At 30.2% G+C, this 12,467-nt stretch carries 16 protein-coding genes; 4 read left to right on the top strand and 12 right to left on the bottom strand.

Annotated elements, in window-relative coordinates; genetic code table 11:
- Positions 1-2: 2 nt before the first annotated feature.
- A complete protein-coding gene (gene udk, locus ABD771_RS01615; RefSeq protein WP_345089690.1) occupies positions 3-611 on the bottom strand; it encodes a uridine kinase in 609 nt (202 codons plus the stop codon).
- A gap of 230 nt (positions 612-841) precedes the next feature.
- Between udk and ABD771_RS01610 the strand changes: the two genes are divergently transcribed.
- A complete protein-coding gene (locus ABD771_RS01610; protein ID WP_345089687.1) occupies positions 842-1,576 on the top strand; it encodes a hypothetical protein in 735 nt (244 codons plus the stop codon).
- Position 1,577: 1 nt separating this feature from the next.
- On the opposite strand, the gene ABD771_RS01605 is transcribed toward ABD771_RS01610, so the two are convergent.
- The 3 genes from ABD771_RS01605 to ABD771_RS01595 are packed head-to-tail and all read right to left on the bottom strand — an operon-like array spanning position 1,578 to position 4,703.
- Positions 1,578-2,342, bottom strand: coding sequence for a TIGR02757 family protein (locus ABD771_RS01605; RefSeq protein WP_345090049.1), 765 nt, complete (start codon positions 2,340-2,342; stop codon positions 1,578-1,580).
- On the bottom strand, positions 2,335-4,035 hold the full coding sequence (locus ABD771_RS01600; protein ID WP_345089684.1) for an LIC_10190 family membrane protein: 1,701 nt from the start codon (positions 4,033-4,035) through the stop codon (positions 2,335-2,337). The genes ABD771_RS01605 and ABD771_RS01600 overlap by 8 nt, the downstream gene beginning before the upstream one ends.
- A 5-nt stretch (positions 4,036-4,040) precedes the next feature.
- Positions 4,041-4,703: an ABC transporter ATP-binding protein gene (locus ABD771_RS01595; RefSeq protein ID WP_345089681.1), complete on the bottom strand. Its 663-nt coding sequence runs from the start codon at positions 4,701-4,703 to the stop codon at positions 4,041-4,043.
- A gap of 158 nt (positions 4,704-4,861) precedes the next feature.
- On the opposite strand from ABD771_RS01595, the gene folE reads away from it, so the two are divergent.
- Positions 4,862-5,533: a GTP cyclohydrolase I FolE gene (gene folE, locus ABD771_RS01590; RefSeq protein WP_345089678.1), complete on the top strand. Its 672-nt coding sequence runs from the start codon at positions 4,862-4,864 to the stop codon at positions 5,531-5,533.
- Positions 5,534-5,583: 50 nt separating this feature from the next.
- Positions 5,584-5,904 (top strand): hypothetical protein, encoded by a 321-nt coding sequence (locus ABD771_RS01585; protein WP_345089675.1) that lies wholly within the window; start codon positions 5,584-5,586, stop codon positions 5,902-5,904.
- A 10-nt stretch (positions 5,905-5,914) separates the two neighbouring features.
- Here the strand turns inward: ABD771_RS01585 and ABD771_RS01580 are convergent, their stop codons facing one another.
- From ABD771_RS01580 to ABD771_RS01545, 8 genes are all read right to left on the bottom strand, one after another.
- Complete coding sequence (locus ABD771_RS01580; RefSeq protein WP_345089672.1) at positions 5,915-6,229, bottom strand: DUF6787 family protein; 315 nt, start codon at positions 6,227-6,229, stop codon at positions 5,915-5,917.
- A gap of 30 nt (positions 6,230-6,259) precedes the next feature.
- A complete protein-coding gene (locus tag ABD771_RS01575; RefSeq protein ID WP_345089669.1) occupies positions 6,260-6,691 on the bottom strand; it encodes a DUF6146 family protein in 432 nt (143 codons plus the stop codon).
- Positions 6,692-6,929: 238 nt separating this feature from the next.
- Positions 6,930-7,289: a hypothetical protein gene (locus ABD771_RS01570; RefSeq protein WP_345089666.1), complete on the bottom strand. Its 360-nt coding sequence runs from the start codon at positions 7,287-7,289 to the stop codon at positions 6,930-6,932.
- Positions 7,290-7,295: 6 nt separating this feature from the next.
- Positions 7,296-7,712, bottom strand: coding sequence for a hypothetical protein (locus tag ABD771_RS01565; RefSeq protein ID WP_345089663.1), 417 nt, complete (start codon positions 7,710-7,712; stop codon positions 7,296-7,298).
- A gap of 184 nt (positions 7,713-7,896) precedes the next feature.
- Positions 7,897-8,457, bottom strand: a complete 561-nt coding sequence (locus ABD771_RS01560; RefSeq protein WP_345089660.1) for a hypothetical protein — start codon at positions 8,455-8,457, stop codon at positions 7,897-7,899.
- A 130-nt stretch (positions 8,458-8,587) separates the two neighbouring features.
- The gene (locus ABD771_RS01555; RefSeq protein ID WP_345089657.1) at positions 8,588-9,541 is read right to left on the bottom strand and encodes a D-2-hydroxyacid dehydrogenase; all 954 of its coding nucleotides are present in this window, start codon (positions 9,539-9,541) and stop codon (positions 8,588-8,590) included.
- 75 nt (positions 9,542-9,616) lie between these two features.
- Complete coding sequence (gene serC, locus ABD771_RS01550; RefSeq protein WP_345089654.1) at positions 9,617-10,687, bottom strand: 3-phosphoserine/phosphohydroxythreonine transaminase; 1,071 nt, start codon at positions 10,685-10,687, stop codon at positions 9,617-9,619.
- Between the two features lie 134 nt (positions 10,688-10,821).
- Positions 10,822-11,880: an acyl-CoA reductase gene (locus ABD771_RS01545; RefSeq protein ID WP_345089651.1), complete on the bottom strand. Its 1,059-nt coding sequence runs from the start codon at positions 11,878-11,880 to the stop codon at positions 10,822-10,824.
- A gap of 128 nt (positions 11,881-12,008) precedes the next feature.
- Here ABD771_RS01545 and ABD771_RS01540 point away from each other — a divergent pair, with 128 nt between their 5' ends.
- On the top strand, positions 12,009-12,359 hold the full coding sequence (locus tag ABD771_RS01540) for a 4Fe-4S dicluster domain-containing protein (RefSeq protein ID WP_345089648.1): 351 nt from the start codon (positions 12,009-12,011) through the stop codon (positions 12,357-12,359).
- Positions 12,360-12,467: the final 108 nt, after the last annotated feature.

Genomic DNA, 12,467 nt, shown 5'->3' with positions numbered 1-12,467 from the left:
AATTAGACTAAGCGTTGGTTGATTACGGCACGAACTACATCGATAGCAACGGTGTTGTATTTGTCGTTTGGAATGATGATGTCTGCAAAAGCTTTTGTTGGTTCGATGAACTGTTGGTGCATTGGTTTTAGTGTCGTTTGGTAGCGGTTTAAAACTTCTTCCATATCGCGACCACGCTCTGCAATATCACGTTTTAAACGACGAATTAAACGCTCGTCTGAATCGGCGTGAACGAAAACTTTTACATCAAACATCTCGCGAAGTTCTGGATTGGTTAGGATAAGAATTCCTTCAACAATCATTACTTTTCTCGGATGCGTTGAAATGGTATCGTCGGTTCTGTTGTGCGTTACGAAGGAATAAACAGGTTGATCGATAGTTTTTCCGGCTTTTAATTCTTTTAAATGTTGTACTAAAAGTTCAAAGTCAATAGCACGTGGATGGTCAAAATTGATGTTGCTCCTTTCTTCATAACTCATGCCTACATTTTGTTTGTAGTAAGAATCTTGAGAAATAATTCCGACTTCAGTTTCTGGGAGTTCGTTCATAATTTGGTGAACAACAGTTGTTTTTCCTGAACCTGTTCCGCCTGCAATTCCGATGATAAGCATAGTTGTGTTGTTGTGTTATTATTTGGACAAAAATAGCATAAAAAAATCAATATCAATTGCAATTTTTAGTTCAAATTATATTTGATTAAAACTTAAAATTTTAATGAGCTTGAGGTTCCTTTTTCTTATTTGTATTGCAGTTGTAAGTTTTTATTTAACATAAGATTATAGGTTACTTGTGTTTTTATTTTGAATGTTTCCAATACTTTTATCAAGTATAACAGAACCTTATGAAGATATACTACTTTTTTATTTTACTTTTTTTTATTCAAAATGTTTCTTCTCAAACTGAGAAAGTGATTTCAGGAAAAGTAGTGAATGACAATTTTTCAATGGCTAAAGTTGACGTTATTAATTTTACACAAAACACGCTTGTTGTAACTAATAGCAATGGTGAGTTCAAAATTAAAGTAGCAGTTGGTGATAAAATTCTAATTTTTGTAAATGAATTTAATAACTATAAATTAATTATCGCTCAAAAAGACATTGATGCTAATTGGCTACAGATTAATTTATCTAAAATGCCAATTGAACTTGATGAAGTTAAAGTAGCTAACAAATTTAAGTATAAAAATATCGTAAGTCAGGAGGATATTGATAAGATTACAGTTGCAAAAGAGATTTCAACACCAAAAGTTGTAGGTGTTTATGACGGAAGGACTCCTAATGGGGTTGATTTTGTTAGAATGGGTAAAGGAGTATCAAAGTTTGTGAAAAGTCTTTTTGGTGATGATGATGATAAAAAGAATGAAAAAGTTCGTTTTATCGATTATTTGGAGTCTAATTTTGACAAAGATTTTTATGTTAAAACTTTAAAATTAAAAGAAGAAGATATAACTATATTCAAAGAATACTGTGATGTAGATGCGCAATCTTCTGTTTTAATGAAAGAAATGGAATACCTTAGAATTTATGAATTTCTTATCGCCAAAAGTGATGCTTTTAAAAAAATGCGTAACTATTAATTTAAAACTTTTCAAAAACGCCCAAACCAAATAATGCAAAATCATATTTTACAGGATCATTTGGGTCTAATTTTCTGAGGTTGGTGTCTAATTCTGAAAGAGCTTTTGCGTCGTTTTGTTTTCTTGAAAGTAATTCTAATTTTCGAGCTACATTTCCAGAGTGGACATCTAATGGACAAGACAATGCTGATGTTGGAATGGTTTTCCAAATACCAAAATCAACTCCTTTTTTATCGTTTCGAACCATCCAACGAAGAAACATGTTGATTCTTTTGGCTGCCGAATTATTTAAAGGATCAGAAATATGTTTTTGGGTACGACTTTGATGATTGATTTCGAAGAATACTTTCTTAAATTCGGAAATACTTTTTTGCATGGAATCTTTCTCAATGTTTTTAGAAAATACGGCTTCCAAGCCATTATGATTGGTGTAAATATTTTGTAATCCTTTGACAAACGTAATCATATCGCCACCATTGAAGGTTCGATGAACAAAATTTTCTAATTTTTCAAGTTGATAATCTTGATGGTTTAGTATAAAATCGTATGGTGAATTTCCCATAAAATCCATCATTTTTTTAGCGTTATTGATAATCATTTTACGGTTTCCCCAAGCAATTGTTGCCGATAAAAATCCTGCAATTTCAATGTCTTCTTTCAATGAGAAAGCATGCGGAATTTGTATCGGATCACTTTCAATAAACTTCGGATTGTTGTATAGTTCTACTTTCTCGTCGAGGAATGATTTTAGTTCAGAATTAGTCATTTTTGTTGATTTTTTTGGCATAAAATCCATCTTTTAAATCTTTGCTTCTTTGTTGTGGAATGATATAAAAGTATTTTTTGAAATAAGCAATTTGGTCTTTATTTACGCAAGGTAATGCTCCGTTTCCGCTAGCCCAAAAGAAATCGTTTTGGATAGGAGAGTTGTATTTTAAATTTCCTAATTGAATGACTTCAAATGAAGTGTTGTTTTTAGTGTTTTCATACGGAAAGACTATGTTTTTAGTTGAAAAATTACTGACTTTCATCATGAATTTGTAATTTGAAAATCGATTTAAATTTACAGGAAGAAAGAGAATTAGTAATGTTGGGACTAATGAAAGTAATAAAAAAGTATTGATTATTCTTTTATTTTGAAATAAACAAATGAAGCAAAATAAGGAAAAGAATAAAATGAAATTCATAAAAAATCTATATTGTGGTGATGTTGAAAAAAGGATAATTAATTGTAAAACCATTAAAATATAAAGTGTCCAAACTGCTTTTTTATTTTGGAATTTATAGATAAAAAAGGGTGTAATTAGTAGAAGTACAATACTGATTTTATTGAATAAACCATTGAGTTTTGGAAGTGATAGCCATCTTAAAAATAAATCGAAAGCCGACATTGAGTTGTATTGTTGCAAATCGACGAAGTAACCATAATATTTTAATTGATCGTAATAAAAACTTTCGATACTATCTGGAATCGCGTAATCCATAGTTAATGATGAAAATAATTTGGATGGAAAAACTGGCGAACCACAAATAATCATGTTTTTAGTTACAAAAAGCACTAAAATGATACTTGCCAATAGAAACGACTTTGATAAGTTTTTAGAAAGAATTTTGAAATTTTGAATCAATAAAACTATTGGAATTAGTACGAAAGTTAAAGTTGTATTTTTAATGTAAAGCGTAAAAAGTATCAGAATTACAATCAAATTAAATACTTCAACAGTGCACTTTTTGAAATTTTCTAAAAAGTAAAAAAAGATGATAAACGATAAAACATAAACCGGAATATCAGGCGATGGCGCGCTAATAAATTGAAAAAGAAAAATACTCGTTATCGGAAATAATCCTATCAAAAGATAGTTGGAGTTTTTATTTTGGGAAAACTCATCAAGTTTTTGGATTGAAAATACTGCTCCTAAAAGCATTACAAAACCACTTAAATCATTAAAATTTGAATATAAAAATGAAAAATTAAAAACACTTTGTGTAATGTGCCAACCGCTTGTTTGACCAAGAAAAAAATGCAAATTCACAATTCCTTTTACAAATCCGTATTCGTTAATCCATTTGATGGTCTGAATGTAATAAGATTCATTATCAATTACATACGGAATGGAGCTGCATTGCGCAACAATCATTAAAGTGATTGTGAATAAAAAGAGTTGCAGTGTTTTTGATAGTGATTGTAGTTCAATCCAAAAGCTTTTATAGTTTTCAATAATCTCTTTTTGGAATTTGAAAAAAAGTAAAAGATTTAGAATTAAAAGAAATCCATGAAATTCGATATTGATTCTACCAAAAATTGCCCAAATACTGGCAAGAATAGTAACAGAAAATAATCCCAAAATAGATGTAATCGCGACATTTTTATTTTTCAATCCAATACATCTATCAAAACCAAAACCAAGATTGATTGTGGTGAAAAGAATATAAATCCATGATAGAAGTATTAGAAGCATAAATTTTATTTTGAAATCAATCCATCAACCATGACTAATTTTCGGTCTGCCATGTTGGCTAATTCTTCATTATGAGTTACAATTACGAAGGTTTGCCCAAATTCATCACGAAGTTTGAAAAACAATTGATGTAAATTTTCAGCCGAAGCTGTATCTAAATTCCCAGAAGGTTCATCGGCAAAAATCACTGCGGGTTTGTTAATTAATGCTCTTGCAACAGCAACTCTTTGTTGTTCGCCACCTGAAAGTTCGTTTGGTTTGTGATCAATTCTGTGTGATAATCCCAAATAATCAAGTAATCTTTTGGCTTCTGTTTCGGTTTCTTTTTTTTCTTTTCCTCCAATGTAAGCTGGAATACATACATTTTCTAAAGCTGTAAATTCAGGTAATAACTGATGAAATTGAAAAATAAATCCCAAATGTTGGTTTCTAAATTTAGATAACAATTTATCGTTCATCTTCAAAATATCTTCATCATTTATAGTTAATGAAGTTCCATTTTCTAAAGAAGGTTTGTCTAACGTTCCTAGGATTTGCAATAGCGTTGTTTTTCCTGCACCTGATGCACCTACAATGGATACAATTTCACCTTTTTTTATATGCAAATCAACACCTTTTAAGACTTGTAAACTATTATAAAACTTGTGAATATTTTTGGCTGTTATCATGCTTCAATTTTTCACAAAGTAACAAAGTATTTTATAAAAAATGACTGATATAGATTTTTTTTATCGTTGAATAAATAATAAATAAAAGTTAAAGATAATCTTTTGTTTAAAATTATTGTAAATTTGTTAAACAAAATAAACCCAAAAATAAAATAGCCATGAACACATTAATTGAAAAAGAAATTTACGAATTGATTGGCGATAATCATCAGATGACATCAGCAGATACTCCTTTGCGTCCTGATGCATTTGACAAATCGGATGCTGACAAAATGCATACCATCGAAAAGCATTTCCATATCATTATGGAAGAAATGGGATTAGACATGACGGATGATAGTCTTCAAGGAACGCCTCACAGAGTTGCTAAAATGTTTATTCAAGAAATATTTTCGGGATTAAATCCTGCTAATAAACCAAAAATATCGGTTTTTGACAACAGTTATAATTATGACAAGATGTTGGTGGAAGCTAATATTACTTTTAATTCTACATGTGAACATCACTTTTTACCAATAGTTGGAAAAGCTCACATTGGTTATGTATCAAGCGGAAAAGTTATTGGATTATCAAAATTGAACAGAATTGTTGATTATTATTCTCGTCGTCCGCAAGTGCAAGAGCGTTTGATTATGCAAATTTACAACGAATTGAAAACAGTTTTAGAAACTGATAATGTAATTGTTGTGATGGAAGCAACACATTTGTGTGTGTCAAGTCGTGGAATTAAAGACGAATCGAGTTACACTTCAACCATTCAATACGGTGGAATTTTTAATGAAAAAGAAAATAGAAATGACTTTTTCAACATGATTAATCAACCAAAATAGTTTGGCATTAGATTTGTAATATCATTTCCAAATTATAAATTTAATTAGAAATGATATTACAATCGGATGCATTGACCAACTTAAGTAACAAGCAAAGAAATTTATTTTTAGGTATTTTTCTTGATTTGGTTGGGATGTTAACCTATTTAGTTCCGTTTTTAGGAGAACTTGCAGATACCATTTGGGCACCATTAGCTGCTTTTATGTTATCTTATATGTATAAAGGTTCCATTGGTAAAGTGGGTGGAATAATTGAGTTTTTGGAGGAAATTTTACCTTTTAGTGATTTTATTCCAACATTTACGTTGACATGGATTTACACTTATGTGATTAAAAATCAAGAGGATAATAATTTAAAGGAACTTCAATAGTTCCTTTTTTTTATTTTTCAAAAAAATCTGCGATGAATCCCAATTTCATGCTGCGAAGCATTTTCTTTTCAAAAGCCCAAAAGAATTTGAATTGACCGAACAAGAATCCGAAACTTACCAGAAGAACTTGGTAAACAGGAAAAATCATCACAATGTATAAAGGATAATAAAGCCACAAGGAAACACCTTCTTTTGTAATTCCGAAAAGTGCTAAAATGGGTTTTGCAATAAGTGCTGATGTTGAGCCTGTAACTGCAAATACAACAAGTATAACAACTACTTGCCAATCTGATGTTATGTTCCAACGTTCTTTAAAGCTTCCCATTTTTTGAAATAAAGTGCAAATTTACTCAATTTATGGACGTGGTACAAATCCGGAGAGTTGTTGTTTGTAGGTTAATTGAAAATAAATGAAATAATTATAAATCAAGTAGTTTACTTCATAACCATATTTGGTAGTATAATCATAGTTGATTTGCATTTCATACAAATTTGGATTGTAATGCTGAGGTAAAAGTACTCTTCGATTCCATTCAGAAACATAAACCTTATTTCTAGATTCCAGATAATTTTCTGTGTAAAATCCGCGTGGTTTAGCCATACTATTGAGCCAAGAAGTAAATCCACCATCAATGATTATTACTTCATATTCTAAGGAGTCATTTGCAATTCTAATAGTGTCTGATGCTTTTGTATAATTCTCATTAGTTTTTGAAATAGATTTGTTTGATGAAGAGCATCCAATTATAAAAAGAAGTATTACAAAAACGTAAATTAGATTTTTCACTAGATTATTTTTTTATAAAGTTACTAAAAATCAGTCTATTGTGATTTGATTTATAATTTTTTAACAAAAAAAGTACCTCAATAATTGAAATACTTTTTTTATAGAAATTAAATATAAATGTAATTTGTTAGTACCAAACATCATTTTATTTGGTGAAATATTCTTCTCTTGACAAAATAACATTGATATGCTTATTTTATTTTTATGATTTTTAAAATTAAGCCATATTTTTTCATAATTACTCTTCTTTATTTTCTTCTAAATCGTTATGATTGTCACCACCAATGCTGTAATAGTTGTTTTCTTCGTCTTCGCTTCCTATATTCTCTAAATGATCATCGAGTTCAGAACCTGGAATATCTAAATCTTCGCCAGTTTGATCTTCATCAAAATCTTTCGAGTTGAATTCATTAGTGTTGTCAATTTCTATAACCGATTTATTTAAAGTAATATCTTCAGGATCAATATCGGATTCTTTATCAAATTTATTATAAATATCCTCTTTTTCAGGATATTGAGGATAATCAGGAAAACTATTCAATTGCTCTTTAGCTTCATTTGGACCAGAATCCTGTTTTTTATCCTTTGAATTTTCCATAATTTTTTATTTATCAAATAATACATTATAATTAGCGTTCAAATTTTCAAAATGATTTTTTATAAAAGCTTCTTGTTCCTTTTGAGTCATCTTATCGGTTTCTTTAATTTTTATTTTGGTAGTAGATGCAATTTGATGGTCTTTTTCGATGAGATTATGCAATTCGTTTTTTGCATTTGTTGGACCAAATAATAATATTTCGTCATAATTTTTAATGATTTTGACCAATTTTTTATAAAAGGTTAGCATGAGTTGTTGTTCTTTATTGTGCATAGAATTTTCGCCATGTTTAATGCTCTCAAGTTTAACTTCATTAGTAAAATTGGAATCTATAGTTTTAATTTCAAATGGTTGATTTGAAATTTCCATTAAATGTGCTACGGAATGATCCATCCATATGGATAATCTTTTTGGTGTTTTCATTGTTTAGCTTTAGATTATTAATGACATTCTATCAATTGATATCTAAACAAAGCTACAAGAATACAAAGCTTAAAATGTTATATAAAGAAACTCAAATATTGTATAATTCGCAGATTATCAGTTGGTTTTAAATAAAAAAACCATCACTAAAAGTGATGGTAAATATTAATTTTTAATTTTTTATTTATTTTCCTCCAAAAAGTTTTCCTAGTAAACCTCCAAGTCCACCAGATTTTTTAGTAACTGCAGAAATTGCCTCGCTCATTCCAACTTGTCCGTCACCATCTTGGTCTAAACCAAATTGGCCACCATATTTAGAAACAGCATCCATCAATCCACCACCATTTCCGCCTGAAATGGAGCTAATTAAATCTGAGATATTAAATCCCGGTTGATTTGGATCTTGAGCTTTATTAATTAATCCACCTAATATTTGAGGAATTAATCCACCAGCAACACTACCAGAAGCTTCTGATGATAATCCAAATTTTTCACCAAGATTTCCAGTCACTTTTCCAGTTAATTCTTGAACTACCGGATTATTCATGTCAATTGGAGTTTTACCTGAAAGTAATCCTGCTAAATCACTAATATTTCCACTAGCAACCATATCTTTTAAACCTGAAAGGATTGAACCTCCAGCTTCTTCCATTACGGCTTCATTTTGTTCATTTGGCACTGCAGGATTGTTGACTACTGCATCACCACCATATTGCTTTACTAATTCTGTAAGTTGTTCAAACATAGTTTTTTGTTTTTAGTTTTAACAAAGGTATAAAAGTTTAAAAGCAAATTTTTAAAAGTCAAATTTATTCTACAAAAAAATCCAAATCTAAATTTTACTTCAGATTTGGATTATATTTTTTTAAAGTTGATTACTTCTTTACTAAACCAATGATTTGTTCTGCTAGTTCGGTTCCAATTCTATCTTGCGCTTCAAGAGTTGCAGCACCAATATGTGGTGTTAACGAAATTCTAGGATGCATCAAAATTTGGATTTCTGGAGTTGGTTCGTTTTCAAAAACATCTAAACCTGCAAATAGAATTTTATCATTATCTAAAGCTTCAATTAAAGCAACTTCGTTTATTACGCCACCACGAGCACAATTTACTATTCCTACATTGTTTTTCATTTGTGCAATTTCATCGGCATCAATTACATAACCTTCTTGTGCAGGAACGTGAAGTGTAATAAAATCCGAATGTTTGAATAAATCTTCCAATGGTTCTGTAACGATATCTACATTGATAAATTGTCCTGTGTAAAAATCAACTCTGATTTCGGCATTATTTAAAAATTTATCCGCGGCAATTACTTTCATTCCAAGTCCAAGTGCCATTTTAGCAACCGCTTGACCAATTCTTCCAAAACCAATTATTCCTAATGTTTTGCCACGAAGTTCGATACCATTTGCATATGCTCTTTTCAAACCTTCAAAATTAGTATCACCTTCAAGAGGCATATTTCTATTAGAATCATGTAAGAAACGAACTCCAGTAAATAAGTGCGCAAAAACTAATTCCGCAACACTTTCTGATGAAGATGCTGGTGTGTTGATTATATGAATTCCTTTGGAACGCGCATATTCAACGTCAATATTATCCATCCCAACGCCACCGCGACCAATGATTTTCAGATTTGGACAGTCATCTATAATATCTTTACGAACTTTGGTTGCACTTCTAACTAAAATTACATCAACATTATTCGAATTGATGAAATTGGCAACTTGTTCTTGAGCTACTTTGGTAGTAATTACTTCAAATCCACCTTTTTCTAAAGCTTTGATACCGCTTTTTGAAATTCCGTCGTTAGCTAATACTTTCATAATTTGAGTTTATGATTTTAAGGGTTTATGAGTTTAAAATTTAAAACTCATTTTTATAATTTATGTTTTGTTTTTTTAAATTTTAGCTTCAAGCTCTTTCATCACATCAACCAATAATTGAACACTTTCTAATGGTAAAGCATTGTACATTGAAGCACGATAACCTCCAACAGAGCGATGTCCGGACAATCCAGAAATTCCTGCTTCTTTCCACATTTTATCGAAAATAGGAGCGTGGATTTCATCATTTAATAAAAACGTTGCGTTCATGATACTTCTATCTTCAACGGCTGCAGTTCCTTTAAATAATGGATTTCTATCGATTTCAGCGTATAATAAATTGGCTTTAGCTTCATTGATTTTTTCAATTGCAGCAATTCCTCCAAGATTTTTCAACCATTGTAAAGTTAAAAGTGATGCATAAATAGGAAAAACAGGTGGCGTATTGTACATACTTTCTGCTTTAATATGCTTTTCATAATCTAACATACTTGGTATATATCTTCCAGATTTACCTAAAATTTCTTCTTTTACAACTACTAATGTTGCTCCAGCAGGTCCCATATTTTTTTGAGCTCCTGCATAAATCAAATCAAATTTTGAAAAATCTAATGTTCTAGAAAAAATATCAGAACTCATATCACAAACTACAGGAACATTTGTTGTTGGAAACGATTTCATTTGCGTCCCAAAAATGGTATTGTTGCTTGTACAATGAAAATAAGAAGCATCCTCAGGAATTGCAAATCCTTTTGGAATGTGATTGTAATTTTGCTCTTTAGATGAACCTACAATTATTGTTTCACCAAAATGTTTTGCTTCTTTAATAGCATTACTTGCCCAAGTTCCAGTGTCTAAATAGGCAGCTTTTCCATCCGTTTTCATTAAGTTATATGGAACCATCAAGAATTCTAAACTAGCTCCACCAGCTAAAAATAATGCTTGATATCCTTTACCTTCCAATCCTAAAAGTTCTAAAACTAAAGCTCTTGCTTCGTCCATTACGGCAACAAAATCTTTACTTCTGTGCGAAATTTCTAAAATAGATAAATCAGAATTGTTAAAATTTAAAATGGCTTGTGCTGATTTTTCAAATACTTCTTGAGGAAGAATACATGGTCCGGCGCTGTAGTTGTGTTTTTTCATTGTTAAGTTAATGCAAATTTTAAGGCGCAAATTTCGTAAATAGCCTACAAAAAAGCGGTTAGAATTTGACAATAATCAGCCCTTGTTATTAACGAAATCGTTATAGTTTATAACAATTTTTGAGAAAAACGCAATCAAATTTCCTTTAGAAATGCTAAAGTGTCAACGTTATCAGCATAATCCCAAAGATTTGGTTTTTGGGTTTGTCCAAATAGTATTGAATTTTCTATTGCATCTTTTGAAACAATGCATTGAATTTGGTCGGCATCGTTTTCTAAACGTGATTTTATATCATTCAAATCGTCATAATATTCATAAAAAACAGATGAAATAGGTGACGAATAACTCGTATCTTCTTTGATTGTTAGAAATTCATTATCCAACAATTTGAAATTACTCATCAAGAAAACGGCTTTGTTATAATCGTAATTATTAGAATATTTTTCGTAAAAAATCACATCCTTATATTCGTAAATGGCTTTAAAGAAATTTTCAAAATTGTAGTCTTTTGGAACAAAAAGTTTTGAAACATTGCGACAACCTAACCCAAAATATCTAAAAATATCTTCACCTAAATTCACTAAATCCTCATGCGACTCATTTCCAGTTAAAATGGCAACTGAATTTCTATTTTTACGAATAATACTTGGCTTGTCTTTGAAGTAAAATTCGAAATATCTTGCTGTATTATTACTTCCAGTGGCAATTACAGCATCAAAATTTTCTAATTTTCCTTCTGTAAATTTGATGTAATTTTCTAATTCAGAATTAACTGAAATTAGATAATTGGAAAGAAATGGTAATAATTTTTGATCGTTGGAAGATGTCTTTACCAAAACTTTATGACCAGAAACTACGACCGATAAAAAATCATGAAAACCAACTAATGGAATGTTTCCGGCAAGGATTAGTCCAACTGTTTTTGGTTGCACATTTGAAAAATCATAGCTAGATAACCATTTGTCTAAATTTTCTTCTGTCAAAGCTTCTGCCCAAGAATTTATAGCAAAATAAACTTGTTCAGGTGTAAACCAACCATTATGGGATTGTGATAATTCAATCAAACTTATAAAATCATTATAAAACAAATCATTATTTAGGACAGCTTCATTTTTGGTGTTATTATCCAACGAAAATTGGCTTAAAAACTTTCCTAATTCTACAAAAGCGTTAATTTTTTCTTTTTGTAACATTTGTAACTTGTTTATGAATGGTTTTGATTGTAATTTTGCACAAAATTAAACAAATCATTTAGGATTAAGGATTTTTTAAATCTAATATCTTAAATTTAATATCTAAAATTTAATATCTAAAATTAAAGATGGCAATCATAATAACAGACGAATGTATCAATTGTGGTGCATGTGAGCCAGAATGTCCAAATACTGCAATCTATGAAGGTGCAGATGATTGGAGATACAAAGACGGAACAAAGTTACGAGGAAAAGTGATTCTTCCAGACGGAACGGAAGTAGATGCTGATGCTGCTCAAACACCAGTATCTGATGATGTTTACTACATTGTGCCTGGAAAATGTACTGAATGTAAAGGTTTTCATGAAGAACCTCAGTGTGCAGCAGTTTGTCCTGTAGATTGTTGTATTCCTGACGACAATCATGTTGAAAGTGAAGAGACACTTTTAAACAGACAATCGTTTTTACATAACGAGTAACTTATTTTTTTATGAAATACAAAGTAAACCACCAATTGTTGATATAGTTGGTGGTTTTTTTGTTTTTATTTTAAAAGGTTATTATTTTTGAAAACATATTTAATCTAT

The sequence above is a fragment of the Flavobacterium chungnamense genome (assembly GCF_039539165.1).
GTDB lineage: Bacteria > Bacteroidota > Bacteroidia > Flavobacteriales > Flavobacteriaceae > Flavobacterium > Flavobacterium chungnamense.
This window is presented reverse-complemented; position numbering and strand designations above follow the sequence as displayed.

Bases quoted from the DNA above. Each gene is read 5' to 3' on its own strand.
- ABD771_RS01555 (WP_345089657.1), bottom strand. From the start codon at position 9,541: ATGAAAGTATTAGCTAACGACGGAATTTCAAAAAGCGGTATCAAAGCT.
- ABD771_RS01580 (WP_345089672.1), bottom strand. From the start codon at position 6,229: ATGGGAAGCTTTAAAGAACGTTGGAACATAACATCAGATTGGCAAGTA.
- folE (WP_345089678.1), top strand. From the start codon at position 4,862: ATGAACACATTAATTGAAAAAGAAATTTACGAATTGATTGGCGATAAT.
- ABD771_RS01565 (WP_345089663.1), bottom strand. From the start codon at position 7,712: ATGAAAACACCAAAAAGATTATCCATATGGATGGATCATTCCGTAGCA.
- ABD771_RS01610 (WP_345089687.1), top strand. From the start codon at position 842: ATGAAGATATACTACTTTTTTATTTTACTTTTTTTTATTCAAAATGTT.
- ABD771_RS01560 (WP_345089660.1), bottom strand. From the start codon at position 8,457: ATGTTTGAACAACTTACAGAATTAGTAAAGCAATATGGTGGTGATGCA.
- ABD771_RS01540 (WP_345089648.1), top strand. From the start codon at position 12,009: ATGGCAATCATAATAACAGACGAATGTATCAATTGTGGTGCATGTGAG.
- ABD771_RS01605 (WP_345090049.1), bottom strand. From the start codon at position 2,342: ATGACTAATTCTGAACTAAAATCATTCCTCGACGAGAAAGTAGAACTA.
- ABD771_RS01600 (WP_345089684.1), bottom strand. From the start codon at position 4,035: ATGCTTCTAATACTTCTATCATGGATTTATATTCTTTTCACCACAATC.
- serC (WP_345089654.1), bottom strand. From the start codon at position 10,687: ATGAAAAAACACAACTACAGCGCCGGACCATGTATTCTTCCTCAAGAA.
- udk (WP_345089690.1), bottom strand. From the start codon at position 611: ATGCTTATCATCGGAATTGCAGGCGGAACAGGTTCAGGAAAAACAACT.
- ABD771_RS01595 (WP_345089681.1), bottom strand. From the start codon at position 4,703: ATGATAACAGCCAAAAATATTCACAAGTTTTATAATAGTTTACAAGTC.
- ABD771_RS01545 (WP_345089651.1), bottom strand. From the start codon at position 11,880: ATGTTACAAAAAGAAAAAATTAACGCTTTTGTAGAATTAGGAAAGTTT.
- ABD771_RS01585 (WP_345089675.1), top strand. From the start codon at position 5,584: ATGATATTACAATCGGATGCATTGACCAACTTAAGTAACAAGCAAAGA.
- ABD771_RS01570 (WP_345089666.1), bottom strand. From the start codon at position 7,289: ATGGAAAATTCAAAGGATAAAAAACAGGATTCTGGTCCAAATGAAGCT.